General features: G+C 64.9%; 20 protein-coding genes. 11 read left to right on the top strand and 9 right to left on the bottom strand.

Features of this window, described 5'->3' with window-relative positions:
* Positions 1 to 7 precede the first annotated feature (7 nt).
* From CS1BSM3_RS11190 to CS1BSM3_RS11175, 4 genes are read right to left on the bottom strand one after another with little or no spacing between them, the layout of a single operon-like run.
* Positions 8 to 1204 carry a sensor histidine kinase gene (locus CS1BSM3_RS11190; RefSeq protein WP_072387179.1) on the bottom strand — a complete coding sequence of 399 codons (1197 nt, stop codon included), beginning with the start codon at positions 1202 to 1204 and terminating at the stop codon, positions 8 to 10.
* On the bottom strand, positions 1149 to 1661 hold the full coding sequence (locus CS1BSM3_RS11185; RefSeq protein WP_072387178.1) for a Rab family GTPase: 513 nt from the start codon (positions 1659 to 1661) through the stop codon (positions 1149 to 1151). The genes CS1BSM3_RS11190 and CS1BSM3_RS11185 overlap by 56 nt, the downstream gene beginning before the upstream one ends.
* A complete protein-coding gene (locus CS1BSM3_RS11180) occupies positions 1658 to 3493 on the bottom strand; it encodes an OmpA family protein (RefSeq protein ID WP_072387177.1) in 1836 nt (611 codons plus the stop codon). The genes CS1BSM3_RS11185 and CS1BSM3_RS11180 overlap by 4 nt, the downstream gene beginning before the upstream one ends.
* A 50-nt stretch (positions 3494 to 3543) precedes the next feature.
* The gene (locus tag CS1BSM3_RS11175; protein ID WP_072387176.1) at positions 3544 to 3864 is read right to left on the bottom strand and encodes a hypothetical protein; all 321 of its coding nucleotides are present in this window, start codon (positions 3862 to 3864) and stop codon (positions 3544 to 3546) included.
* A 275-nt stretch (positions 3865 to 4139) separates the two neighbouring features.
* Between CS1BSM3_RS11175 and CS1BSM3_RS11170 the strand changes: the two genes are divergently transcribed.
* The 6 genes from CS1BSM3_RS11170 to CS1BSM3_RS11145 all read left to right on the top strand — a co-directional run bounded on the left by CS1BSM3_RS11170 (position 4140) and on the right by CS1BSM3_RS11145 (position 10692).
* Positions 4140 to 4463, top strand: a complete 324-nt coding sequence (locus CS1BSM3_RS11170) for a cupin domain-containing protein (protein WP_072387175.1) — start codon at positions 4140 to 4142, stop codon at positions 4461 to 4463.
* A complete protein-coding gene (gene boxA / locus CS1BSM3_RS11165) occupies positions 4460 to 5677 on the top strand; it encodes a benzoyl-CoA 2,3-epoxidase subunit BoxA (protein ID WP_072387174.1) in 1218 nt (405 codons plus the stop codon). The genes CS1BSM3_RS11170 and boxA overlap by 4 nt, the downstream gene beginning before the upstream one ends.
* Positions 5678 to 5706: 29 nt before the next feature.
* Entirely contained in the window at positions 5707 to 6474 is a 768-nt protein-coding gene (locus CS1BSM3_RS11160) for a glucose 1-dehydrogenase (protein ID WP_072387173.1), read from the top strand.
* A gap of 125 nt (positions 6475 to 6599) precedes the next feature.
* The gene (locus tag CS1BSM3_RS11155) at positions 6600 to 8618 is read left to right on the top strand and encodes an acetyl-CoA carboxylase biotin carboxylase subunit (protein ID WP_072387172.1); all 2019 of its coding nucleotides are present in this window, start codon (positions 6600 to 6602) and stop codon (positions 8616 to 8618) included.
* 313 nt (positions 8619 to 8931) lie between these two features.
* Positions 8932 to 9660, top strand: coding sequence for a Hint domain-containing protein (locus tag CS1BSM3_RS11150; RefSeq protein WP_174263675.1), 729 nt, complete (start codon positions 8932 to 8934; stop codon positions 9658 to 9660).
* Between the two features lie 171 nt (positions 9661 to 9831).
* Complete coding sequence (locus tag CS1BSM3_RS11145; protein ID WP_174263674.1) at positions 9832 to 10692, top strand: Hint domain-containing protein; 861 nt, start codon at positions 9832 to 9834, stop codon at positions 10690 to 10692.
* Positions 10693 to 10802: 110 nt separating this feature from the next.
* Here CS1BSM3_RS11145 and accC read toward each other — a convergent pair whose 3' ends face one another.
* From accC to CS1BSM3_RS11120, 5 genes are all read right to left on the bottom strand, one after another.
* Positions 10803 to 12149 carry an acetyl-CoA carboxylase biotin carboxylase subunit gene (gene accC, locus CS1BSM3_RS11140; protein WP_072387171.1) on the bottom strand — a complete coding sequence of 449 codons (1347 nt, stop codon included), beginning with the start codon at positions 12147 to 12149 and terminating at the stop codon, positions 10803 to 10805.
* A 76-nt stretch (positions 12150 to 12225) separates the two neighbouring features.
* Positions 12226 to 12714 carry an acetyl-CoA carboxylase biotin carboxyl carrier protein gene (gene accB, locus CS1BSM3_RS11135; RefSeq protein WP_072387170.1) on the bottom strand — a complete coding sequence of 163 codons (489 nt, stop codon included), beginning with the start codon at positions 12712 to 12714 and terminating at the stop codon, positions 12226 to 12228.
* Positions 12715 to 12749: 35 nt separating this feature from the next.
* Entirely contained in the window at positions 12750 to 13202 is a 453-nt protein-coding gene (gene aroQ / locus CS1BSM3_RS11130) for a type II 3-dehydroquinate dehydratase (RefSeq protein ID WP_072387169.1), read from the bottom strand.
* 263 nt (positions 13203 to 13465) lie between these two features.
* Positions 13466 to 14326: a DsbA family protein gene (locus tag CS1BSM3_RS11125; protein ID WP_072387168.1), complete on the bottom strand. Its 861-nt coding sequence runs from the start codon at positions 14324 to 14326 to the stop codon at positions 13466 to 13468.
* A 45-nt stretch (positions 14327 to 14371) separates the two neighbouring features.
* Positions 14372 to 15667: a M48 family metalloprotease gene (locus CS1BSM3_RS11120; protein WP_083528514.1), complete on the bottom strand. Its 1296-nt coding sequence runs from the start codon at positions 15665 to 15667 to the stop codon at positions 14372 to 14374.
* A 152-nt stretch (positions 15668 to 15819) separates the two neighbouring features.
* On the opposite strand from CS1BSM3_RS11120, the gene CS1BSM3_RS11115 reads away from it, so the two are divergent.
* The 5 genes from CS1BSM3_RS11115 to CS1BSM3_RS11095 all read left to right on the top strand — a co-directional run bounded on the left by CS1BSM3_RS11115 (position 15820) and on the right by CS1BSM3_RS11095 (position 22360).
* Positions 15820 to 16308, top strand: a complete 489-nt coding sequence (locus tag CS1BSM3_RS11115; protein ID WP_072387166.1) for an L-2-amino-thiazoline-4-carboxylic acid hydrolase — start codon at positions 15820 to 15822, stop codon at positions 16306 to 16308.
* A gap of 193 nt (positions 16309 to 16501) precedes the next feature.
* Entirely contained in the window at positions 16502 to 18664 is a 2163-nt protein-coding gene (gene scpA, locus CS1BSM3_RS11110; RefSeq protein WP_072387165.1) for a methylmalonyl-CoA mutase, read from the top strand.
* Between the two features lie 277 nt (positions 18665 to 18941).
* Complete coding sequence (locus CS1BSM3_RS11105; protein WP_072387164.1) at positions 18942 to 19571, top strand: hypothetical protein; 630 nt, start codon at positions 18942 to 18944, stop codon at positions 19569 to 19571.
* A 329-nt stretch (positions 19572 to 19900) separates the two neighbouring features.
* Complete coding sequence (locus CS1BSM3_RS11100) at positions 19901 to 20902, top strand: patatin-like phospholipase family protein (RefSeq protein ID WP_072388085.1); 1002 nt, start codon at positions 19901 to 19903, stop codon at positions 20900 to 20902.
* Positions 20903 to 20905: 3 nt separating this feature from the next.
* On the top strand, positions 20906 to 22360 hold the full coding sequence (locus CS1BSM3_RS11095) for a GntP family permease (RefSeq protein WP_072387163.1): 1455 nt from the start codon (positions 20906 to 20908) through the stop codon (positions 22358 to 22360).
* Positions 22361 to 22714: the final 354 nt, after the last annotated feature.

Here is a 22714-nt window from a genome sequence, read left to right as displayed (position 1 = left end):
ATCGCTTTCAGACGCTGATCGTCCTGGGCCAACGGACGTGAAATGTCGTGCCGCGCCGATGCGGTGCATCGGAGCGGAGCCAGATGCTGCCGCCGATCCGGTCGAGCGTGCGTCGCACGAGGGCGAGGCCCATGCCGGAGCTGTCCTCGGCGTTGCGCGCGTCGTTGACCGTGCGGAAGGGCAGGAAAACCGCGGTGTGGTGATCGTCCGGGATGCCGGGGCCATCGTCGGCCACGGTGATCTCAAGATCATCTCCAGCATCTCGGGCCGAGATCAGGATGCGCCCGCGCGGCAGATCATGATGCTTGATCGCATTATCGATGAGGTTGCGCAGCACGAGCTCGAGCGGTGGACCGAGTGTCGTCATGCGCGGCCAGCACCCCTCGACCTCGATGCTGAGGCTCGTGGTTGCTGCGAAACCTTGGGCGAGGCTCTCGACGAGCGTCCGTGTATCGATTTCTTCGAGAGTATCTATCTTGCGCCCGGCCCGCGCGTACTCGAAGAGGCCGTCGAGCATCGTACGCATGCGTGCCTGATAGCCGCGCATGGCAACTAGCTTGGTGCCCACGGTGGTGACGTCGCCGGCGGCCAGAGCGCGATCCGCATCGTCGGCGTCGTAGCGCAGCGCGCGCAAGGGCGCCTTCAGATCATGGGAGATGACGTACGCGAACTCCTCGAGATCGCGGTTGATCAGCGCCAGCTCCTGATTCGCGCGCTGGATGGCCTCGCTCTTCTCGACGAGCTCGGCCTCCGCTATGACGCGCAAACGCATCTGCGTGCGAAGCTCGGACTCGAGCGCGGAAACATCCCGGACGCTGCGCACGAGCATGAGATGGCGCTGCGCGTTATCGACCCAGTAGATGTCGAGGCTCAGCCGAAGCGAAGGCTCGGCGTGCCCGTCCAGAATGACATTCGGAATCGTGAGCGGCCCACCATCTCCAGCGCGCAGCGCCGCAATTTCAGGCTCAAAGCCTATGAGGGCGATGACGCTTTCCGCGAGCGGACGGCCGACGGCGACGAAATCAACGAGCGGGCCAAAGCAGCGGCAGACGACGAGGTCTCGATCGGTCCAGACCATGCCGAAGGAGCGGCGTGCGGCAATGAAGTTGCCGGCCGCGATGAGGTGCGCGTGCTCGTCGTCCAGCTGATCAGCTTTCGCGGCGGAGGATGGAGCTGGCGGCCTGGATGAAGGTGTCCTCGACATTGGCACCCGTCTTTGCGGAAGTGAGCAGGACCGGCTGGCGCGCCTCGCGAAGCTTGGCTGGCAGCTCGGCGCCTTCTCCTTCAGAGAGGAGATCGACCTTGTTGGCAATGAAAGAGAAGTGGCGGCCGGGCAGCGCATCCTGGAAGCTCTCGGCGAGCGCGACCATGCTTTCGAGTGTCGCGCGCCGCTTGAGATCGCCGATGATGAGCGCCGCCGAAGCCCCCTTGATATAGACGTGGCGGAAGATCCTCTGGCCGAAGTTGCCGTCGGTATCCCAGACGATCAGCTCGATGGCCTGATCTCCGTTCGGACCCGCGCGCGTGATCGGCACGCGATAGAGCTCGACGCCGAACGTCGATTTGTACTCCGTCTCGAAGCGTCCCTGCACGAGGCGGCGGATGAGCGAGGTCTTCCCGACGCCGATCTCGCCAAGCAGCATGAGCTTGCGGGAAATCATTGTCCCTCGCCCACGAAGGCGGGCTCGAAGACGACGCGCCGGTTGGGGCTCGAGGACCCGCTGCGCTGGCTGATGTCGAGCGCGGATGTCCGGCCGACGGTCTTGATGCGGGCGGCATCCACGCCGCGGCGCGCGAGATCGGCGGCGACGCGGTCGGCGCGCGCGAGCGCGAGCGGCAGGTTGCGCTCGGCCGTGCCGCGCTCGTCGGTATAGCCGACAATGCGGATGGCCGTATCCGTGCGGCGCATGAGCCCGGCAAGGGAATCGAGCGCGGCATCGACGTCGCCCTGAGCCTGGTAGGCGGTTCCGTCGGCGAAGAAGATGGCGTGCCTCTGCATCCAGCGTTCGAGGTCTGCCTGAGGATCGGGCTTGGGCGCGAGCGCCGCGATCTCCTTGCGCAGAGACTGGAGCTCGGTGGCGACGGCCGCCGACTTCGCCATGCTGCCGAGCGAGGTGGTCAGCCCCGCTATCTCCTTGCGGAGGTCCTGAAGCTCGGAGGCGACCGTTGCCGATCTTGCCATGCTGCCGACCGAGGCGCTCATGCCGTCGATCGACTTGGTCATGTCTCCAAGCGTTGCGGCTATTGTCTCGAGGCGAGTTTCGAGGGCCGAAAGCCGCTCGCGCGTGCGTGCGGCTTCGTCGGCGAGACCGGCGCTCTCGGCGCCGGGGACGATGCCGATCGTCTCGCTGATCGTCGCGGCCGGAGCGACGTCGCGGAGTTTGCCGAGAATTTGTGTGCGGATGTCGCCGGAGGGTGCAAGTCCGCTGACGTCGATGCGCGCGCCGCCGCGTGCGACGTGCGCTCGCGTGGGATAGCCTTTCAGGGCCGGCGTATCGGCAATGACCGCGTCGACAGCAGCCTGGAGGCTGTTCGTTTGGTGTGAAATGTAAGCCTGCCAGGCAAAGTACGCCGCGAGCGCGAGTCCAATCAGCCAGAGGAGGGCACGGAGCGGACGCAGGCCTGAGCGGCGCTGGGCTTTTCTCAGGCTCTCCTGCCGTGTCGCGATGCCCGCCTCGAGGCGCGCGGCGAGATCGGCGAGGTCCAGTGTCACGCCACGCTTTTCGAGCGTGTGAAGGAACTCCTCGTCGAGGAGGGTCTGCACCCCGGCGCCGGCTTCGCCGCGGCACCTTGCAGCGAGCAGATGATGCGGTGAGCCGCGCAGGTAGATCGTGTGGCCGCCGAAATCGATCGTGCGCAGCCCTGCCTTGTCGGCCTCGTAGACTTCCTCGATGAAAGCGGTCATGGCCGTGAGCATGCCGCTGAACAGGGCCCCGCGCCCGTCAGGAGGGCCGTTCGCAGCGCTCTCCGGCGCTGATCGGCTCCAATGCGCCAGCAGCTCACCGGAGCCGCGCTGGATGAGGTGAAGCTCCTCGACCTCGAAACGGCCGCTGTCGGCCAGCGCGAGTTCCGCCATCGGACGGCCGGTCGTCCAGCTCCTGAGACGCAGCGAGAGGCGGTTCTTGGTCAGGCCGTCCTCGAGCCGCCGGTTGATGTCCTCCATGAGATCGCGGATGGCGCTGCGCACATAGTCGCGCACCATGACGCCGATATGCGGATAAAGCTTCGCGGGTAGGGTCTCGCTGTTGGTCTCGATCTCGGTGCGCACCGTGCGTACGACGAGGGGAGCGAGCGCGTCGGATACCTGGCGATGATTGGCCGTCTCCGCGTCGCGCAACGCCCCTTCGAGGGTCGCCGCGACGCTCTGGCGGAACCGTGCGTCCGTGCCGGCGCGTTCGGCGACCTCCTCGAGGCGCCGCGTTAGCGCATTGAGCTCGCGGCTCTCCTTGTCGAAGAGCAGCTCTTTGAGCCGGATGACGCCGTCCTGCGACATGGCGGGCTGCCGTATCCTAGGCGTTGCAATGCAGGGGAGTGCCTGCGGCGTCAGTCATGGGAGATGCGGCGGATGCGGTCGCCGAGCTCGAAGATGCTGCGGGAGAGCTCGTCGAAGGAGGAGCGCCGCTCGGCCGCGCCCTCGGAGGCCAGAGCCTCGACACGGGCCTGGATCACGTCGAGCTTGCGATGGAGGTCGCCTTCGAGATCCTTGAGGCGTGCTTCGATGGCTTTCAGCCGCGCATCGTGATCGCGCTTGAATTCACCGTAGAGCAGGTCCCGGATCTGCTCGAGCTTGTCGTGCGTGCCCTCAGTCGGTGCGGCGCCGTTCCGCAGCTCGCCCAGCGAGGTCCCGTTCATCGTCATGGCCATTCGTACTCGTACAAATCGACTGCGAACTCGACTGGAACGTGCACGGAAAGGGCCGGCACGCCATCTGTGAACCCCCATCATAGCCAAAGGAAAACGCCTTTTTCCAGCGTCTTGACGCTTATTTGGCTGTCCCGCGTTCAATTGGGCGGTACCGGAGCATCGCAGGTCCAGGCCCGGACCGGGATCCGCCCCTCTGCTCGCCTGGGCCGGCTTCGCGACTTTGCGCCTTTAACCGTTCTATGATTTGATTCCGCGCCACGCCGAGGAGCTTTGACATGGCGACCCCGACCCGGATCACCCCCTCCGAAGCCGCCGCCGCGCCCCTCATCGGCGGGCGCCTCTCGAGCCGCTGGTTCGAGGGCGACGGGATCGAGATCCGCCATTATGCGCCGAAGGGCGAGGACACGCAGACGCCTCATGACCGCGACGAGTTCTATTTCGTGATCTCGGGCAGCGGCACATACATCCGCGGCGGTGAGCGGGTTCGCTTCGGTCCCGGGGACAAGCTCTTTGCGGCTGCCGGCGAGGAGCACCGCTTCGTCGAGTTCAGCGGCGACTTTGCAACCTGGGTTCTGTTCTACGGACCGCAGAAGACATGACCGCGACCGCGCTTCCCGATGGCCTCAAGAAGCAGCATGTGATCGATCCCGAGATCTGTATCCGCTGCAACACGTGCGAGGCGACGTGTCCGGTCGGGGCCGTGACGCACAACGACGCCAACTACGTCGTCGATCCCGAGAAGTGCAACTACTGCATGGATTGCATCTCGCCGTGCCCCACGGGCTCGATCGACAACTGGCGGATTGTGCGCGCCGAGACGGCCTACTCGCTCGGCGAGCAGATGGAATGGACGGAGCTGCCCTCACAGGAAGATCTCGGCGATGTGGCGCTTGCAGCTTCGCTCGCTGACGCCAGCGAGGCTGAGATCGCGGCGCTGATCGAAGCGGCGCACGGGGGCGCCGGCGGCAAGGCCGTGCCGCCGGCGAGTGCATCGAAACCCGCAATCAACCTCTTCACGCGCGCGAAACCCGCGATCGCCACCATCCAGGGCAATTTCCGCATCACCGATCCCGATACCGAAAGCGACGTGCGCCATATCGTGCTCTCATTCGGCGAGACGCAGTTTCCGGTGCTCGAAGGCCAGTCGATCGGCATCGTGCCGCCTGTCACGAATGCGGACGGCAAGGAGCTGCCGATCCGCCTCTACTCGGTTGCCTCGGCGCGCGACGGTGAGAAGCGCAATGCCAATAATGTGTCGCTGACGGTGAAGCGCGTGGCCGGCGGGCTCGTTTCCGAATGGCTCTGCAATCGTAAGGTCGGCGAGAAGGTGTTCGTTACAGGCCCATTCGGCGCGACTTTCCTCATGCCGAACGATGCCAATGCCAATCTGCTCATGATCTGCACGGGCACGGGCTCGGCGCCGTTCCGCGCCTTCACCGAGCGCCGCCGCCGCGCCATGGAAGGTGCGCCCGGCCGCGCGATCCTGTTCTTCGGCGCCCGCACGCCGGGCGAACTCCCCTACTTCGGGCCGCTGCAGAAGGTGCGTGACGAGGTTCTCGCCAAGCATCTCGTGTTCTCGCGTGTGAAGGGAGCGCCGAAGGAATATGTGCAGGATCGCATGCGCGCGGAAGCCGGCGCGCTCGGCCCGCTGATCGGCGCACCCTCGACGCACATTTTCATATGCGGGTTGAAGGGCATGGAGGCCGGCGTCGACGAAGCCTTGGCCGAGATCGCCTCGGCGCACGGGCTCGATTGGGCGAGCCTGAAGCCCGCCATGCGCGGCGAGGGCCGCTATCACGTCGAGACGTATTGAAAACAAAAGCACGCAGCGAGGAAGCATCCATGAGAGGGCTCGAGGGGAAGGCGGCGATCGTCACGGGTGGTGGCGGCGGCATCGGCAGCGCCATCTGCAAGCGGCTCGGCGAGGCCGGCGCGCGTGTCGGCGTGTTCGATCTCGATAAGGGCGCTGCGGAGCGCACGGTCGAGGCGTTGGCGGGTGAGGGCGCGACGGCCAAGGCCTACGAGGTCGACATCACGGACCACGCCGCAGTCGCACGCGCGGTCGAGGCCTTCGAGAAGGACATCGGTCCGACGGACGTGCTCGTGAACAATGCCGGGTGGGACAAGTTCGCCTACTTCCTCACGACCGAGCCGGACCTCTGGCGCAAGATCATCGCGATCAACCTCGAAGGGCCGATCAACCTCCATCATGCCGTGCTCAAGGGCATGCAGGCGCGCCGCTCGGGCCGCGTGGTGAACATCGCCTCGGATGCGGGGCGTGTCGGCTCGTCCATGGAGGCGGTTTATTCGAGCGCCAAGGGCGGCATTATTGCCTTCACCAAGACCATGGCCCGCGAGATGGCCCGATCCGGCGTGACCCTGAATGTGGTCTGTCCCGGGCCGACCGAGACCCCCCTGCTCCAAGCGCTGACGGGAGCCGGCGACCAAGGCGCCAAGGTGAGTGAGGGGCTCAAACGGGCCATCCCGCTCGGCCGGCTTGGCCAGCCCGAGGACATTGCGGGTATGGTGGCCTTCCTCGCGAGCGACGAGGCCGCCTACATCACCGGCCAGGTGATCAGCGTCTCCGGCGGCCTTACGATGCACGGATAGCGGGCAGGCCCCGCGTCGGTGGATACAAGCCGGGCACCAGTGGTGCACGGAACACGTTTACGCGCCGCCGCCCCCGGTCTAGAAGAACCTTCTGCCGACCGACCAGCACCCGGAACTGCCAGCAAATGTTCAAGAAGATCCTGATCGCCAACCGCGGCGAGATCGCCTGCCGTGTCATCAAGACCGCCCGGCGGATGGGGATCAAGACCGTCGCCGTCTATTCGGACGCCGACGCCCAGGCCATGCATGTGGAGATGGCCGACGAGGCCGTGCACATCGGCCCACCGCAGGCCGCGCAGTCCTATCTGCTGATCGACAAGATCGTCGAAGCCTGCAAGGCGACCGGCGCCGAGGCCGTGCACCCGGGCTATGGCTTCCTCTCCGAGCGCGAGGCCTTCCCGGTCGCGCTCGCCAAGGAGGGCATCGTCTTCATCGGGCCGAACCCCAGGGCCATCGCGGCCATGGGCGACAAGATCGAGTCGAAGAAAGCAGCGGCGGCCGCCAAGGTCTCGACCGTCCCCGGCCACCTCGGCGAGATCGGCAGCCCAGCGGAGGCCGTGAAGATCGCCGAGCAGATCGGCTATCCGGTCATGATCAAGGCCTCGGCCGGCGGCGGCGGCAAAGGCATGCGCATCGCCTACAGCCGCAAGGAATGTGAGGAAGGGTTCGCGCTTGCCCGCTCGGAGGCGAAGTCCTCTTTCGGCGACGACCGCGTGTTCATCGAGAAGTTCATCGAGAACCCGCGCCACATCGAGATCCAGGTGCTGGGCGACAAGCACGGCAACGTGATCTACCTCGGCGAGCGCGAGTGCTCGATCCAGCGCCGCAATCAGAAAGTCATCGAGGAGGCGCCCTCGCCGCTCCTCGACGAGAAGACGCGCAAGCTCATGGGCGAGCAGGCCGTCGCCCTCGCCAAGGCTGTCGGTTACGATAGCGCTGGCACCGTCGAGTTCGTCGCCGGACAGGACCGCTCGTTCTTCTTCCTCGAGATGAACACGCGCCTGCAGGTCGAGCATCCGGTGACCGAGATGGTGACCGGCATCGACCTCGTCGAGCAGATGATCCGCGTCGCGGCCGGCGAGAAGCTCGCGCTCAAGCAGAAGGACGTGAAGCTCGAAGGCTGGGCGGTCGAGAGCCGCATTTATGCCGAGGATCCCTTCCGCAATTTCCTGCCATCCATCGGCCGTCTCACGCGCTACGTGCCGCCCGCCGAAGGCGTGGTGCATGGCGGTACGATCCGCAATGACACGGGCGTTGCCGAAGGCGGCGAGATCTCGATGTTCTACGATCCGATGATCGCCAAGCTCGTCACGCACGCGCCGACGCGCATTGGCGCCATCGATCTGCAGGCGCAGGCGCTCGATGCCTTCTATATCGACGGCATCCAGCACAATATTCCTTTCCTCACCGCGCTCATGCAGCACGAGCGCTGGCGGGAGGGCCGCCTCTCGACGGGCTTCATCGCCGAGGAATATCCGAACGGCTTCGCGCCGCCTGCCGCCGACGGCTACGGGCTCGGCATCCTGGCATCCGTTGCCGCATCCATCGACCATCTCAACAACACGCGGCGACGCCACATCACCCAGCAGATGGACGGGCAGCCCTTTTCATTCGCCAAGCGGCGCGTCGTGCGCATTGGTGCGCGCGACGTCCACCTCGAGGTGACGGGCGGTGGCGACGGGCCGATCAAGGTCGCGAAGGTCAACGGTGATGGCGCGATTGGGACGCCGATCGAGGTGGTCTCGACTTGGTGGCCGGGACAGCCGGTCTGGACTGGAACGGTCGGTGGCGAGGAGGTCTCCGTTCAGGTGAGGCCGGTGCTCAATGGCGTGCACCTCTCCTACCGCGGGGCTGCAGCCGACATCCGCGTCTATACGGAAGCCGAAGCCACGCTCGTGTCCCTGATGCCGGAGAAGGTTGCGGCCGATACTTCGAAGCTGCTGCTTTGCCCGATGCCGGGGCTCGTGAAGGCAATACACGTGCAGGCCGGCCAGGAAGTGAAGGCCGGTGACGCCCTCGCCGTCGTCGAGGCCATGAAGATGGAGAACGTCCTCCGCGCCGAGCGGGACGGGACCGTCAAAAAGATCAACGCCAAGGCTGGCGACAGCCTCGCCGTCGACGCCGTCATTCTGGAATTTGCCTGACGCGCGACGACTTTAGTTGAACCCAATCCTCCAGCTTGGGCGCAGCACGAAGCCCACGCGCGAGGAAATTCGCCTTCCACGCCTTGTGCCGAATTTGCAACGCCGCGCTCCTAAGTGGGCCGGCGCCCCCGCACGCGCCTTGTCGAGGACCTTCGGTTGCTGCGACAAAGAGCATGAACGCAGGTGTGTATAAGCGTGCTGCGGGGTATTGCGTATGTCGGAGTCGATTCCGCGTCATTCCACGCGGCCAGATGCGCGCCTGACCAGGCGCAGCTTGGTGGCGGCGGCTGGTGTTCTTGCAGCGGTGGGCCCTGTGGCCGCCAGCAAAGCGCTTGCATTTTCAAGCTCGAAGGCACCGAAATTCAATTGGACTGGCGGTGAGAACTGCCAGACCAAATGCGCCCTTTGCTTCCTTCGCGGCACGCGCCTGCTCACGCCCGACGGCGAACTCGCGATCGAGGCTCTGAAGATCGGCGACGTCGTGACCACGCACGGCGGCGAGACGCGTGCGGTCCGGTGGATCGGTCGCATTGAGATCTCGCGCGCAGAAGGGTGGGACCGGGATGTTCTGCCGGTCCGCATCTCTAAGGATGCGCTCGGTCGAGGCGTGCCGCAGCGCGATCTCTACGTCTCTCGCGCGCACATGCTGTACCTCAACGGCGTCCTCGTTCCGGTCGCGGACTTGATCAACGGCGCGACCATTGCCGTCGTTTTACCGGACGTGGAGACGCTTCAGTACTTCCACATCGAGCTCGGAAGCCACGACGTTGTCATTGCCGATGGTGCGCCCTGCGAGAGTTTGCTGGCGACCCCCACGAGCCTCAAGGCATTCGACAATCACGCAGAATATGAAGCGTTCTGCGGACATCTGCCTCCGCTTGACGCCCGGCCCTATGCGCCGATCGCAGCCTATAACGGCGGTCGCGGCGAGCTGAAGTCGAGGCTCAGAAGCGCGCTCGCCCCGGTGGTCGACATCCGTCGACCTCTGGATGTCGTCCGCGACAATATCGAGGCGCGGGCGCTGCTTTCAAAGGCGGCGTGAGGCGCGGCTCGCGGCGGGGCCGGTCGCGCGTTCGGCGTTTACGTAACACGCCGGCAACACCGAACGCGGAATGCGGTTGATGATACATGATATTGGATTGCCGAATCCGCGGTAATGTTCCATTAAGCAATATCTTTTCCGTACGCGTAGTAGCTTTATTTGGAGGGGATAGTGACCAAATTGAATTCCCTAGAGACTTCCACCCATCGCCCCAATCCGCAGCTTAGTCGTCGCAGCTTAGTGGCTGCAGGCGCGCTTCTCGCCGCATTGGGGCCCGCGACCGCGACCAGAGCGCTTGCTCAGGGGAAGGGCAAAGGAAACGGCAACGGCAACGGCAACGGTCAGACCGGCATCCCGGGATGTGGCCCGTCCAACAATACGCCGCCGAAATGCCAGTGCTTCCTTCGCGGCACGCGGCTGCTGACGCCCGATGGCGAGATCGCCATCGAGGATCTCAAGATCGGTGATTTCGTCACCACGACTGATGGCGAGATGCGGGCGATCCGTTGGATCGGAAAGCGCGCGTTGGCCCGTGCCGAGGGGTGGCATGAGGACGTACTGCCGGTCCGCATCTCCAAGGGTGCGCTTGGCCCCAATACGCCTCACCGCGATCTCTACGTCACGCGGGCGCATCTTCTCTATCTCAATGGGGTCCTCATCCCGGCTTCGGACCTGATCAATGGCGGAACCATTTCTGCCGTGACGCCGGACGTCGACGCGATCGAGTACTTCCACGTCGAATTGGGAAGCCACGAAGTCGTTCTCGCTGAGGGTGCGCCCTGCGAGAGCCTGCAGATCGTGGCGGGGCAGATCCCGGCATTCGACAATCGCGCCGAGTATGAGGCCCTTTACGGTCACCTTGCGTCGGTGGATATGGCGCCTTACGCGCCGATCGCATCGTTCAACGGTGGCCGCGGCGAACTGAAGTCGTGCTTGAGGAGTGCATTGGCTCCGGTGATCGATTTCCGTCGACCGCTGGATGTCGTGCGCGACAATGTCGAAGCGCGGGCGCTGCTTTCAAAAGCAGCCTGACGCTCACGACCGCACGAATTCATGCGCCGGCCTTGTGCCGGCGCATTTGTTTTTGTGGGCCGATCCCGCATCATGCGCCGTGCGGGATAGCGAAGCGCAATGCGGTCTGATCAGCCTTCGCTCTGGCTCAGGTACCGCTCGAGCCAGTGGATGTCATAGAGCCCGTTGGCGATGTCGGGATGGCGGCAGAGCTCGGTGAAGAGCGGGATCGTCGTCTCGATGCCGTCGATCACGAACTCCGAGAGGCAGCGCCTCAGCCGCATGAGGCACTCGTTGCGGTTCTTGCCGTGCACGATCAGCTTGCCGATCAGGCTGTCGTAGTTGGGCGGGATGCGATAGCCCTGATACACGCCTGAGTCGACACGCACGCCGAGGCCGCCCGGCGGATGCCAGTAGGTGATCTTGCCCGGCGAGGGGCGGAAGTTCTTCGGGTTCTCGGCATTGATCCGGCACTCGATGGCGTGGCCGGAGAAATTCACTTCCTCCTGCGTCACCGAAAGCGAGCCACCCGAGGCAATGCGGATCTGCTCGAGCACGAGATCGAGGCCGGTGATCATCTCGGTCACGGGATGCTCGACCTGCAGGCGCGTGTTCATCTCGATGAAGTAGAACTCGCCGTCCTCGTAGAGGAACTCGACCGTGCCCGCGCCGCGGTACTTGAGCTTCTTCATCGCGTTGGCGACGGTCGTGCCGATCTTCTTCCTCTGCTCGGCGTTGAGCGCGGGCGAAGGCGCCTCCTCGAGGATCTTCTGGTGGCGGCGCTGGAGCGAGCAGTCGCGCTCGCCGAGGTGGATGGCGTTGCCCTTGCCGTCGCCGAAGACCTGGATCTCGATGTGCCGCGGATGCGTCAGGTACTTCTCGATATAGACGCTGTCGTCGCCAAAGGCCGCCTTGGCTTCCGCGCGGGCGGTCCTGAAGGCCATCTCGAGATCTTCTTCCGAGCGCGCAACCTTCATGCCGCGCCCGCCGCCGCCGGCCGCGGCCTTGATCAGCACTGGAAATCCCATGGACTTCGCAATGCGCTGCGCCTCGACCTCGTTGGGCACGCCGCCATCGGAGCCGGGCACGACGGGGATGCCGAGCCGCTTCGCGGTCTCCTTGGCCTCGATCTTGTCGCCCATGATCCGGATGTGCTCGGAGGTCGGGCCGATGAAGGTGATGTCGTGCTCCTCGAGGATCTCGGCGAAGCGCGCGTTCTCCGACAGGAAGCCATATCCCGGATGGATGGCGTCGGCGCCGGTGATCTCGCAGGCGGCGAGCAGCCGCGGAATGTTGAGGTAGCTTTCCGAAGCCGGCGGCGGGCCGATGCACACGCTCTCGTCGGCGAGGCGCACATGCATGGCGTCCGCATCGGCCGTCGAATGCACGGCCACGGTCGCGATGCCGAGCTCTTTGCAGGCGCGCTGGATCCGGAGCGCGATCTCGCCGCGATTGGCGATCAGAACCTTGTCGAACATGCCTTGTCCTCGTCGCGCCTCGCCCCAGATGCGCCCCTGGAGCGGACGGCGCCCGACCCAGCTACTGGATCCCCTGCTACTCGATGATCACCAGAGGCTCGCCGAATTCGACGGGCTGGCCGTTCTCGATCAGGATCTCCTTGACCACGCCCGAGCGCGGCGCCGGGATGTGGTTCATCGTCTTCATCGCCTCGATAATCAGCAGCGTCTGCCCCTGGGTGACGCGCGTGCCGATATCGATGAACGCTGCGGCGCCGGGCTCGGGGGCGCGGTAGGCCGTGCCGACCATCGGCGACTTGACGCAACCCGGATGGCTCGCCGGATCGGGACCGGATGCTGCAGGCGCGGGCGCCCCTGGCGCCGAGGCCGGACCCGCCGAAGCGGCAGGTGGCGCCGGTACGCCGACCGCATAGGCCGCGGGCGCCGCTGCGTGGCGCGCGACACGCACCTTAAGGTCTTCCTTCTCGATCTCGATCTCCGTGAGACCAGTCTCGTTCAGGAGCTGCGCGAGATCGCGGATCAGGCCCTTATCGAGGGCATCGCGGTCCTTGTTTTCCTTGGCCATGCTGTGGGTCCGCAGATGGGGTTCAGAGGGGCCGCTCAGCTTTTTGCAGCGGCGCCAAGGCGCGCGTGCAGTCCGTCGAGCGCGAGAAGGTAGCCTTTGGGGCCGAAGCCGCAAAGCACGCCGAATGCAGCCGGCGAGACATACGAGTGATGTCGGAAAGGCTCGCGGCGGAAGATGTTCGAAAGATGAACTTCGACCACGGGCACCTCGGCGGCGGTCAACGCATCGAGAATGGCAACCGAGGTGTGAGTGTAGGCGCCCGCATTGAGGATGATGCCGCTCGCCTCCGTGCGCGCCTCCTGGATCCAGGTAACGAGCTCGCCCTCGCTGTTCGACTGGCGAAAACTTACGCTGAGACCGAGGCTCTTGGCATGGTCCTCGACCATCCGGCGCACGTCGTCCAATGTCTCCGAGCCGTAAATGTGCGGCTCACGCAGCCCAAGCATGTTGAGGTTGGGCCCGTTCAGCACATAGACCGGCTTCGCCATTGCTTCGCCTCGACCCCTGATCCGACCACCACCATTCTGCCGCCAAGGCTTGGGGCCATGGCGCCTGTCGGCATGCTGCACCTGCACTTGATCCAAGTTCGTCTATCAGCTTCTTTGGCGCTGCGATAGAGCAGGTTATGGGCCTTTCCGCGGCACGGAAGTTCCGCAGGTGAAGGCCCAAGTTGGCCTATGCAAGTCAAGGCCCGCCCATGCATGGTGCATGGGCGGGCCCAAATGCCTGATTTGCTTTATTCAGAACGCCCTTAGCAGACCTTGCAGCCGCCATCCTTGCGGACTTCGGCAATGTGCTGCGACATCAGCTCGAGGAGGTTCTGGGGAGCGCCGGCAATGGCGCGGTCGGCGACGAGGAAGTGCGGCGTACCCTGGATGCCCATGGACTGCGCGAGCTCACGCACCCGGGCGATTTCCTGCGTCACGGCCTCGCTCTTCATGTCGGCCTTGAGCTTCGCCATGTCGACGCCGGCTTTCTCTGCGGCTGCGAGCGAGGTCGCCTCGTTGGCCTGACCGCGCAATGTGATGAGTGCGCGGTGGACTTCCCAGTACTTGCCCTGTGCCTTTGCGGCGAGGGCGACGCGTGCCGCCTCCTCGGAGCCCTTGGAGAGGATCGGCAGCTCCTTGAGGACGAGCTTCACCTTGCTGTCCTTCTCGACGAGCTTGGCGATGTCGCCGAAGGCGCGTTTGCAGTAGCCGCAGTTGTAGTCGAAGAACTCGACCACGGTGACGTCGCCCGTCGGGTTGCCGGCGATCGGCGCGCCCGGGCTGCGGTAGATCTCCTCGGCCTGCGATGAGATCGCGGCCTGCAGCCGCTTCGCCTGGATCTCCTCCATGCGGGTCTCGAGCGCGCTTTGCACCTCGAGGAACACTTCGGGGTTGGCGATCAGGTAGTCCTTGATGATGGCCTCGATCGCCTTCTTCTGCTCGGGCGAGAAGACATCGGGGGCCTTCGCGGCCGTCTCTGGCGTGGTGGCCTGGGCGAGGCGGATCGGCGCCGAGCGGTCGGCCTGTTCGGCCGAAGGTGCGGCGATGGGCAGGAGCAGTGCTGCGGCCAGGGCCAGTGCGGCGAGGCCGGCCAGGCGGCGCCCGCCGCGAGGTGTGGTCGTCATAGGGGAGCGCCCTCCTTGGGGGTTCAGATCGGCAGGGTTATACCCTCAACCGGAAATTTTGAAGTTCACGATATCGCCAGCCCGGATCCAGTTCGGCGAGCCGTTCTTGAGACGAGGCTGCGCACGTTTGGCAAAAATCTGGGCTTGTTTGAGGTCGCCTTCGAGGAACAGGGCCTCGGCAGTCGCGAGGTCGGCCTCGGGCAGCTTGTTCTGCTTGTAGTAGGCGTTCGCCAGAATGCGGTAGGCCTGAGGATTCGGGTCCTGGATCAAGGACTTCCGGGCCAGATTGATGGTCTCGTCGAGATTGGGGTCCTCCGCCGTGACCATGGCTTGAGCGAGCCGCACGGTAATCAAGGGTGCATTGGCACCGGCAAGCTGGGCGCTGCGCCTCAGCAGCGGCACGGCCTCGCGCGCGCGGCCCGAGCGCATGAGGAAATCCGCCTTGAGCTCGTGGAAGTACGGGTTGTTGGGCTGGTCCTTGATGAGCGCGTCGACCAGCGGAATGGCGCGCTCGACGCCGCTCCCGAAGAACGTGCCGATGGCCCGTCCGTAGCGTGCCGGAAGCGACTGGTCCGACTGGGGATATCGGTTGAAGACGATTTGCGGGCGGTCGAGGTAGCCCGAGATCTTCGCGCGCATCATGTCGTGGCGGAGCTGGAGCGCCGGCGGGTCGCGCGTGTCCCAGAAGGGGCTCGCCTGGGCGCGGCTGCGGAGCTGCGTGACGCGGTCGGCGGCGAACGGATGCGTGCGCGCGAAAAGGCTCTGCGGCGTGCGTTGGAGCGAGAAGGATTCCTCCTGCGCAAAGCGCTCGAAGGTCTCGATCATGCCGCGGCCGGACTGTTTCGTCGCGTTGAGGTAACGCAGGCCAGCCTGGTCCGCGACGAGCTCATTGCCCCGGATCTGGCTGAGCATCACGCCGACGAAGAGGAACTGCGACAGAAAGCCACGCGTCGGATCGGCGGCGATCTTCGAGCGCAGATCGGAGAGGTGCGCATTGGCGATGTGGCCGGCCTCGTGGGCGATCACGCCAATGACCTGATTGGGTGTCTCCGACACCTGAAGAGCGCCCGTGTGGATAAAGACATTGCGGCCGTCGAGCACGAATGCGTTGAAGGCCTCATGCCGGATGATCCGCATGGCGATGCGGCCCGTCCCGAGACCCGCTGCGCGGAAGATCGGTTGGGCGTAGTCGCTCAGGAGATCCTCGATCTCCGTATCGCGGATGAAGCTCAAACCTTGCGCTTCGGCCGGGCGTGCGAGCGCGCCGAGCGCGACTGTCAGCATCAATGCCGCAGCCGCCACTCTGGTCCGCCAGGCCCGGAATTTCGGGTGATTCTGCATGGCCGGATCTTTGGCTCGCGTATGTGGCTCCATTATGCTGCGCGCAACGTTAATGAGCTGCCCGATCAGGGTCAACGCGCAGCGCGATGCGGGCTGGCTGATCGACGAGGATCAACTAGGATGCGTGCATAGCGAACCATCGGGAGTGCCGTATGACAGCCGCCGACACCCTCCCCATGATCGAGCGCCGACGGATCGAGGCGACGATCCTCAAGCATGTCTATGAAACGTTGAAGGAGAGTCACGGCACGGAGGTCGCGAGCCGCGCGATTGGCGATGCGGTGCGCCGTTCCTCCATCGAGCAGGCCCGTCAGCTCGCCGCATCGGAGCCCGGCGGCCAGACCTCCATGCGCACGTTCATCGAGCGCCAGTCGCAGTGGCGTATGGGCGACGCGCTGAGGACCGAGACCCTCCTCGAGAGCGACGCGCAGTTCGATTTCAACGTCACGCGCTGCCGCTATGCGGAGATGTATCGCGAGATGGGCCTCGGCGAGATCGGCCACCTGCTCTCCTGCCAGCGCGACGGCACATTCTGCGAGGGCTACGACCCGCGCCTTAAGATGGAGCGGACCCAGACCATCATGCAGGGGGCCAGCCACTGTGATTTCCGCTACCGCTGGGTGGAGGGCGAGGGCGGTTGAGGCGGGCCCCGCTTCGGATCGCCATTTCCTGCAGGTCCGCCAGCGCGAGCCGGGGTTGACCCCGCCCCCCATTGGCGCGATTTTACAGGTGATTTCGATCGGTTCGCTGCGGCGCACGCCCGAAAGTAAGGACGCTGAGCTTAACCAAGATGCTCGGCGGTGCTGACCAGCGATCTATCACCAGGGCCGAGGCATGAGCAGGATACCCGATTTCACGACCGTCAATCTCACCGCGTCGTCTGCGGCGGCGGCTACCGTCCCCCCCGCGCGCTTCGAGACGCCCGAGGGCATCGCGCTGAAATCGGTCTACACGGGTGCCGACATTGCCGGCCTCGATTTCGTCGATACGCTCCCCGGCATCGCGCCCTTCCTGCGCGGGCCGTACCCGACCATGTACGTCACGCAGCCGTGGACCATCCGCCAGTACGCGGGGTTCTCGACCGCCGAGGAGAGCAATGCCTTCTACCGCCGCAATATCGCGGCCGGCCAGAAGGGGCTCTCGGTCGCCTTCGATCTCGCGACGCACCGCGGCTATGACAGCGACCACCCGCGCGTGAAGGGCGACGTCGGCATGGCCGGCGTGGCGATCGACTCGATCTTCGACATGCGCACGCTCTTCGACGGCATCGACCTCTCGCAGATGTCAGTGTCGATGACCATGAACGGCGCCGTGCTGCCGGTGCTCGCGCTCTTCATTGTCGCGGGCGAGGAGCAGGGCGTGCCGCTCGCCAAGCTCTCCGGGACCATCCAGAACGACATTCTCAAGGAGTTCATGGTCCGCAACACGTACATCTATCCGCCTGCGCCTTCGATGCGGATCATCTCGGACATCTTCGCCTATACGAGCGCGAACATGCCGAAGTTCAACTCGATCTCGATCTCCGGCTACCACATGCAGGAGGCCGGTGCGACGGCGGACCTAGAGCTCGCCTACACGCTCGCTGACGGCATCGAGTATGCGCGGGCGGGCGTCGCCGGCGGGCTCGGCATCGACAAGTTCGCGCCACGGCTTTCGTTCTTCTGGGCGATCGGCATGAACTTCTTCATGGAGATCGCCAAGATGCGCGCCGCGCGCCTCCTCTGGGCGCGCCTCATCAAGTCCGAGTTCGCGCCGAAGGACGAACGCTCGCTTTCGCTCAGGACGCACAGCCAGACCTCGGGCTGGAGCCTGACGGCGCAGGACGTGTTCAACAACGTCACGCGCACCTGCATCGAGGCCATGGCGGCAACGCAGGGCCACACGCAGTCCCTGCACACGAACGCTTTGGACGAAGCCATTGCCCTGCCGACCGACTTCTCGGCGCGCATTGCCCGCAACACGCAGCTCGTTCTCCAGCAGGAGAGCGGCACGACCCGCACGGCCGACCTTTGGGGCGGCAGCTACTACGTCGAGCGGCTGACGTACGAGCTTGCCGAGAAGGCGTGGCAGCATATCGAGGAAGTCGAGCGGCTCGGTGGCATGGCCAAGGCGATCGCCGCTGGCATCCCGAAGATGCGCATCGAGGAAGCTGCCGCGCGCACGCAGGCGCGCATCGACTCGGGCCGGCAGACGATCGTCGGCGTGAACAAGTATCGCGTCGCCAACGAGGCCGAGATCGAGATCCTCAAGGTCGACAATGCGAAGGTGCGCGAGCAGCAGCTCGCGAAGCTGGCGCGTCTCAAGCGTGAGCGCGATCCGGCGGAAGTTTCAGCGGCCCTCAACGCGCTGACCGAGGGCGCTAAGGGCGGCGCCAACCTGCTCGATCTCGCGGTCAAGGCCGCGCGTGCGAAAGCGACGGTCGGCGAGATTTCCGATGCGCTGGAAGTGGTCTTCGGCCGCCATCGCGCCGAGATTCGCGCTGTATCGGGCGTCTATCGATCGGAGGCGGGTGCGATGACCAGTGCTCTCGGCAAGGTGCAGGGGCTCGTCGAGAACTTCGAGCGCAATGACGGGCGCCGCCCGCGCATCCTGATCGCCAAGATCGGTCAGGATGGCCACGACCGCGGCCAGAAGGTGATTGCGACGGCATTCGCGGATCTGGGTTTCGATGTCGACATCGGGCCGCTCTTCTCGACGCCGGAAGAGGTCGCGCGCCAGGCTGTCGAGAACGATGTGCACATCGTCGGCGTGTCGTCGCTCGCAGCCGGGCACCTGACACTGGTGCCGGAGCTCAGGGCTGCGCTCGAAGCCGAAGGGCGCGGCGACATCATGATCGTCGTCGGCGGCGTGATCCCGCCGGCCGACTACCCGGCCCTGTTCGAGGCGGGTGCGAAGGCCGTGTTCGGCCCCGGCACGAACATCGCTGAGGCAGCCGCCGACCTGCTCGTGAAGCTCAATGTGGCGCTGGGCTATGGCCCGAAGGTCGCGGCGGAGTAGGCAGCTCTCCTAACTGCCAGATCTCCCGAGGTTGTCTCCTGGGCATCCTGCGCGCAAGCGATGGTTGGCGCGGCTGCCTCCCCGCGCGCCGGATTACGGGATCCGGTCATACATGCCGCCGCCTCGGCGCCCGACGCCCGCTTCGTAGGGGTGCTCCCTGACGGATTGGGGGATGTCCCGGATAGGAGCGTACGCGCAGTGTTCAGTATTCTCGCTCGGCAAACCGTTTGACAGCCCGGCCGCCACGCGGCGGGCTTGGCGCGCGTGGGGACGAGAAATGACGATCACATTAGCGATCCTGCTCATTTTGTGCGGCCTCGGGATCATGGGATTTGGTCTCCTCATGTTCTACGCGTGGCTGCCGCTCTTCTATGGCCTCTTCGGCTTCGAGCTCGGAATTCTGCTCGGCCGCTGGTTGATGGGTGAGATCGGCGTGGTCGCGATCACGCTCGGCATCGCGCTTGCGGTTCTGGCCGCCGGTGTTGCCTACTATCTCGAGCACTATCGGCGCGTGCTCGTCGGTTTCACGGGCGGCGTTGTGATCGTGCTGGCGATCTTGTCTCTTCTCGGCCTCGAGCGCGTGATGACCGGTTTCGCCGGCATCGCTCTTGCCGCCATCGGCGGGGTTCTTGGCGCCACTGTCGCGCTCAAGTATTTCGACCTCTTCATCGTCGCGGCATCTTCGTTCGGCGGCGCTGCCCTGATCATCACTGGCGTGCAGCTCCTTCTCCCGACGCCGGCAGATTCCATCGGAAGCTTCCTGCCAGCGTTGCTCACCGTCATTCTCGGCGTTTTCGGCCTGCGCTGGCAGCTCAGCAACATTTCGACGTGGGTCCCCGAACAGCCCAAACCTGCGGACCCCTTCAGTAATCCATCCGGCAAGCACGTCGACCTGCGAAATCATTAGTGTGATGATCGAGAAATTCGCCACATCTCGCGGCACGGTATCGAGCGAATTTCTCGATCCGAATCACACGAGAAAATTAATGATTTTAGTGTCCCTTATGATGCCGAAGTTCGCTCGGGGCGCCAGCATCGAGGTATGGCGAACTTCGGAACCGGGACACTAGCGCGTATGTTCCAGCGAACGTTCCCAGCAGACCGCCGTAAAGTCACGAACGGACAGCAACTGCCCCCTTCCGGCGCGATGCGAGGTCCCACTTGAATATCTCCCAAGACCTACCTGCCGACTCCGATCTCGCGAAGCGCGCGGCGCCGCGCCGGGCGAAGGTCGTCGTGGACTTTGCCCTTCAGGGAGGCGGCTCTCACGGTGCTTTCACCTGGGGCGTGCTCGATCGGCTGCTCGAGGAGCCATGGCTCGAAGTCGAAGGCGTGTCGGGCACCTCCGCTGGGGCCATGAACGCGGCCGTAATGGCAGACGGGTGGGCCGAAGGCGGCGCCCAAGGTGCGCGCAGGGCGCTCGACACCTACTGGCAGCACGTGTCGGAAGCTGCCCGCTTCAGCCCCTTTCAGCGCACGCCGCTCGATCGGATGTTCGGCCGCTGGTCGCTCGACTATTCGCCGATGTTCGTCGCCATGGATCTCATGTCGCGGCTGTTCTCGCCGTATCAGCTCAATCCGGCCGGCAGCAACGCACTGGCGCCCATACTGGCGAAGGAGATCAATTTCGAGCGGCTTCGAAACTCTCCCATCAAGGTTTTCATCACCGCCACCAATGTCCGCACCGGCCGCCCGCGCATATTTCGGAACGCGGAGATCACGCCGGAGGTGCTGATGGCCTCGGCCTGCCTGCCGACGCTGTTCCAGGCCATCGAGATCGACGGCGAGAGCTATTGGGACGGCGGTTATTCGGGCAATCCGACTCTGGCGCCGCTGGTTCGCGAGCTCGTCTCGGACGACACCATTCTCGTTCCCATCAATCCCGTCGAGAGACCCGGAACACCGAAATCGGCTGCCGAGATTCTCAACCGCCTGAACGAGGTGTCGTTCAACGCGGTGCTGATCAAAGAACTGAAGATGATGGCGCTGCTGCGCAAGAACACGATCCCCGGCAACGATGAAGGTGCCGAGTGGGCGAGAATGCGCGTCCATATCGTGCGCAACCCCATCATGAACACGCTCGGCTATTCCTCGAAGCTGAACGCGGAATGGGAATTCCTGAGCATGTTGCGAGAGGAGGGTCGCAAGTCGGCGGAGGAGTTCCTGATCACGCACGGCGATGATCTCGGCAAGCGCTCCACCCTCGATATCGATCAGTTGCTTGCGGAGATGATGTGACGGATGGGGCTCATTGGCATTCTCGTCGGTCTTGCCGGGCTCATCTACTTCGCCTATCGCGGCTCGAGCATCCTCATCCTGGCGCCGCTCGCCGGCCTCATCGCTGCCGCCTTCGCCGGCCAGCCGCTGCTCGCGAGCTGGACGCAGATTTTCATGAGCAATGCGGCGGAGTTCGTCGCGCAGTTCTTTCCGCTGTTCCTGCTCGGCGCACTGTTCGGCAAGCTCATGGAGGATTCGGGCTCGGTCACGTCCATCGCGAACTACATGACGCGCAAGCTCGGGCCACAGCGGGCCATCCTCGCGGTGGTGCTCTCGGGAGCGATCGTCACCTATGGCGGCGTCAGCCTGTTCGTTGCCTTCTTCGTGCTCGCGCCCATGGGCATGGCGTTGTTCCGCCAGGCGAGTGTGCCGCGCCGCCTGATGCCTGCTGCGATTGCGCTCGGCACCTCGACGTTCACGATGTCGGCCATGCCCGGAACGCCGGCAATCCAGAATGCCATTCCCATGCCGTTCTTCGGGACCACGCCGTTTGCGGCGCCCGGCCTCGGGATCATCGCCTCGGCGATCATGCTCGGCTTCGGCATGTGGTGGCTGAAGCGTGCGGAAACGAAGGCGCGCCTCGTGGGCGAAGGCTTTGGCTCGGATGATGGGGACAGCGCCGAGCAAGCGGCCGACGATCCGCTTGTCCGCGAGCGCGCCTCGACCGCGCGCGAGTTCGATCCAGCCGAGATCCACCGCAGTGCCGAAGCGCCGAGCGGGCCATCGATCGTGCTCGCGGCTTTGCCCATTGTCGTGGTGATCCTGACCAATCTCGTGATGTCGTTCGTCGTCCTGCCGCGCATGGACCTGGCCTTCCTCGCCGAGCCGCAGTGGGGCTCGACGAGCCTCTCCGCCGTGGGCGGCGTGTGGTCGGTGATCGTCGCGCTGCTGGCCGCCATCGTCGTCGTGATCGCGATCAATTTCCGCAGTGTGCCGGAGTTGCGCGCCACCATGACGGCGGGCGCCAATGCTTCCGTGCTGCCTATCGTCTCCGTCGCGAGCTTGGTTGGTTTCGGCGCTATCGTTGCATCGCTGCCAGCGTTCGCCGTTGTGCGCGACTGGGTGCTCGCGATCGAAGGCGGACCGCTCGTGTCGCTCGCCGTGGCGACGAACATTCTTGCCGCGCTGACCGGCTCCGCTTCGGGCGGTCTCACCATCGCCCTCGATGCGCTCGGACCGAGCTACATGAAGCTCGCCGCTGAGATCGGCATGAGCCCGGAGTTGATGCACCGCGTCGCCGTGATCGGCGCGGGTACGCTCGACAGCTTGCCGCACAATGGCGCCGTCGTGACCTTGCTGTCGGTGTGCGGCGTGACGCACAAGCAAGGCTATCTCGACATTGTCATGGCGGCGATCGTGAGCGCGCTCATCGCGCTCGTCGCCGTGATTCTGCTCGGCTCAATTTTAGGAAGTTTCTGACAAAACGCGGAACGGGGACTGTCTCTACACTTCGCGGGTTTCCCCGGATGTACGCCACTCATGCCGTCTATCTAAGCTCGGTCCCTGGGGAGGGATGACTTCCACCTCGGGGAGACGGCCAAGTGACACGCATTGATCGCCGCCAGATGCTGGCGCTGAGCTTGGGCGCAGCAGCCGCGTCCATCACGCTTCCGACCATTCTTGTTGAGGAGGCGCACGCCGCGCCGCTGATGCCTCGTCTGGATCCTCTTCAAGAGTCCGACGCGATCATCGACAAGGCTCAGGTCGTCGTTGTTGGACCACGGCGGCGCAGACGGCGCAGATGGGTTTGCTGGTGGCATCGAGGGCGTCGTG

Origin of the sequence: Hyphomicrobium sp. CS1BSMeth3, assembly GCF_900117415.1 — a bacterium.
GTDB lineage: Bacteria > Pseudomonadota > Alphaproteobacteria > Rhizobiales > Hyphomicrobiaceae.
Note: the sequence above shows the minus strand (reverse complement) of the source record. Positions and strands in the feature narration are given on the sequence as shown.

Coding starts and splice junctions, on each gene's coding strand:
- CS1BSM3_RS11190 (WP_072387179.1), bottom strand. CDS start 1,204: ATGTCGAGGACACCTTCATCCAGGCCGCCAGCTCCATCCTCCGCCGCG.
- CS1BSM3_RS11185 (WP_072387178.1), bottom strand. CDS start 1,661: ATGATTTCCCGCAAGCTCATGCTGCTTGGCGAGATCGGCGTCGGGAAG.
- CS1BSM3_RS11180 (WP_072387177.1), bottom strand. CDS start 3,493: ATGTCGCAGGACGGCGTCATCCGGCTCAAAGAGCTGCTCTTCGACAAG.
- CS1BSM3_RS11175 (WP_072387176.1), bottom strand. CDS start 3,864: ATGGCCATGACGATGAACGGGACCTCGCTGGGCGAGCTGCGGAACGGC.
- CS1BSM3_RS11170 (WP_072387175.1), top strand. CDS start 4,140: ATGGCGACCCCGACCCGGATCACCCCCTCCGAAGCCGCCGCCGCGCCC.
- boxA (WP_072387174.1), top strand. CDS start 4,460: ATGACCGCGACCGCGCTTCCCGATGGCCTCAAGAAGCAGCATGTGATC.
- CS1BSM3_RS11160 (WP_072387173.1), top strand. CDS start 5,707: ATGAGAGGGCTCGAGGGGAAGGCGGCGATCGTCACGGGTGGTGGCGGC.
- CS1BSM3_RS11155 (WP_072387172.1), top strand. CDS start 6,600: ATGTTCAAGAAGATCCTGATCGCCAACCGCGGCGAGATCGCCTGCCGT.
- accC (WP_072387171.1), bottom strand. CDS start 12,149: ATGTTCGACAAGGTTCTGATCGCCAATCGCGGCGAGATCGCGCTCCGG.
- accB (WP_072387170.1), bottom strand. CDS start 12,714: ATGGCCAAGGAAAACAAGGACCGCGATGCCCTCGATAAGGGCCTGATC.
- aroQ (WP_072387169.1), bottom strand. CDS start 13,202: ATGGCGAAGCCGGTCTATGTGCTGAACGGGCCCAACCTCAACATGCTT.
- CS1BSM3_RS11125 (WP_072387168.1), bottom strand. CDS start 14,326: ATGACGACCACACCTCGCGGCGGGCGCCGCCTGGCCGGCCTCGCCGCA.
- CS1BSM3_RS11120 (WP_083528514.1), bottom strand. CDS start 15,667: ATGCAGAATCACCCGAAATTCCGGGCCTGGCGGACCAGAGTGGCGGCT.
- CS1BSM3_RS11115 (WP_072387166.1), top strand. CDS start 15,820: ATGACAGCCGCCGACACCCTCCCCATGATCGAGCGCCGACGGATCGAG.
- scpA (WP_072387165.1), top strand. CDS start 16,502: ATGAGCAGGATACCCGATTTCACGACCGTCAATCTCACCGCGTCGTCT.
- CS1BSM3_RS11105 (WP_072387164.1), top strand. CDS start 18,942: ATGACGATCACATTAGCGATCCTGCTCATTTTGTGCGGCCTCGGGATC.
- CS1BSM3_RS11095 (WP_072387163.1), top strand. CDS start 20,906: ATGGGGCTCATTGGCATTCTCGTCGGTCTTGCCGGGCTCATCTACTTC.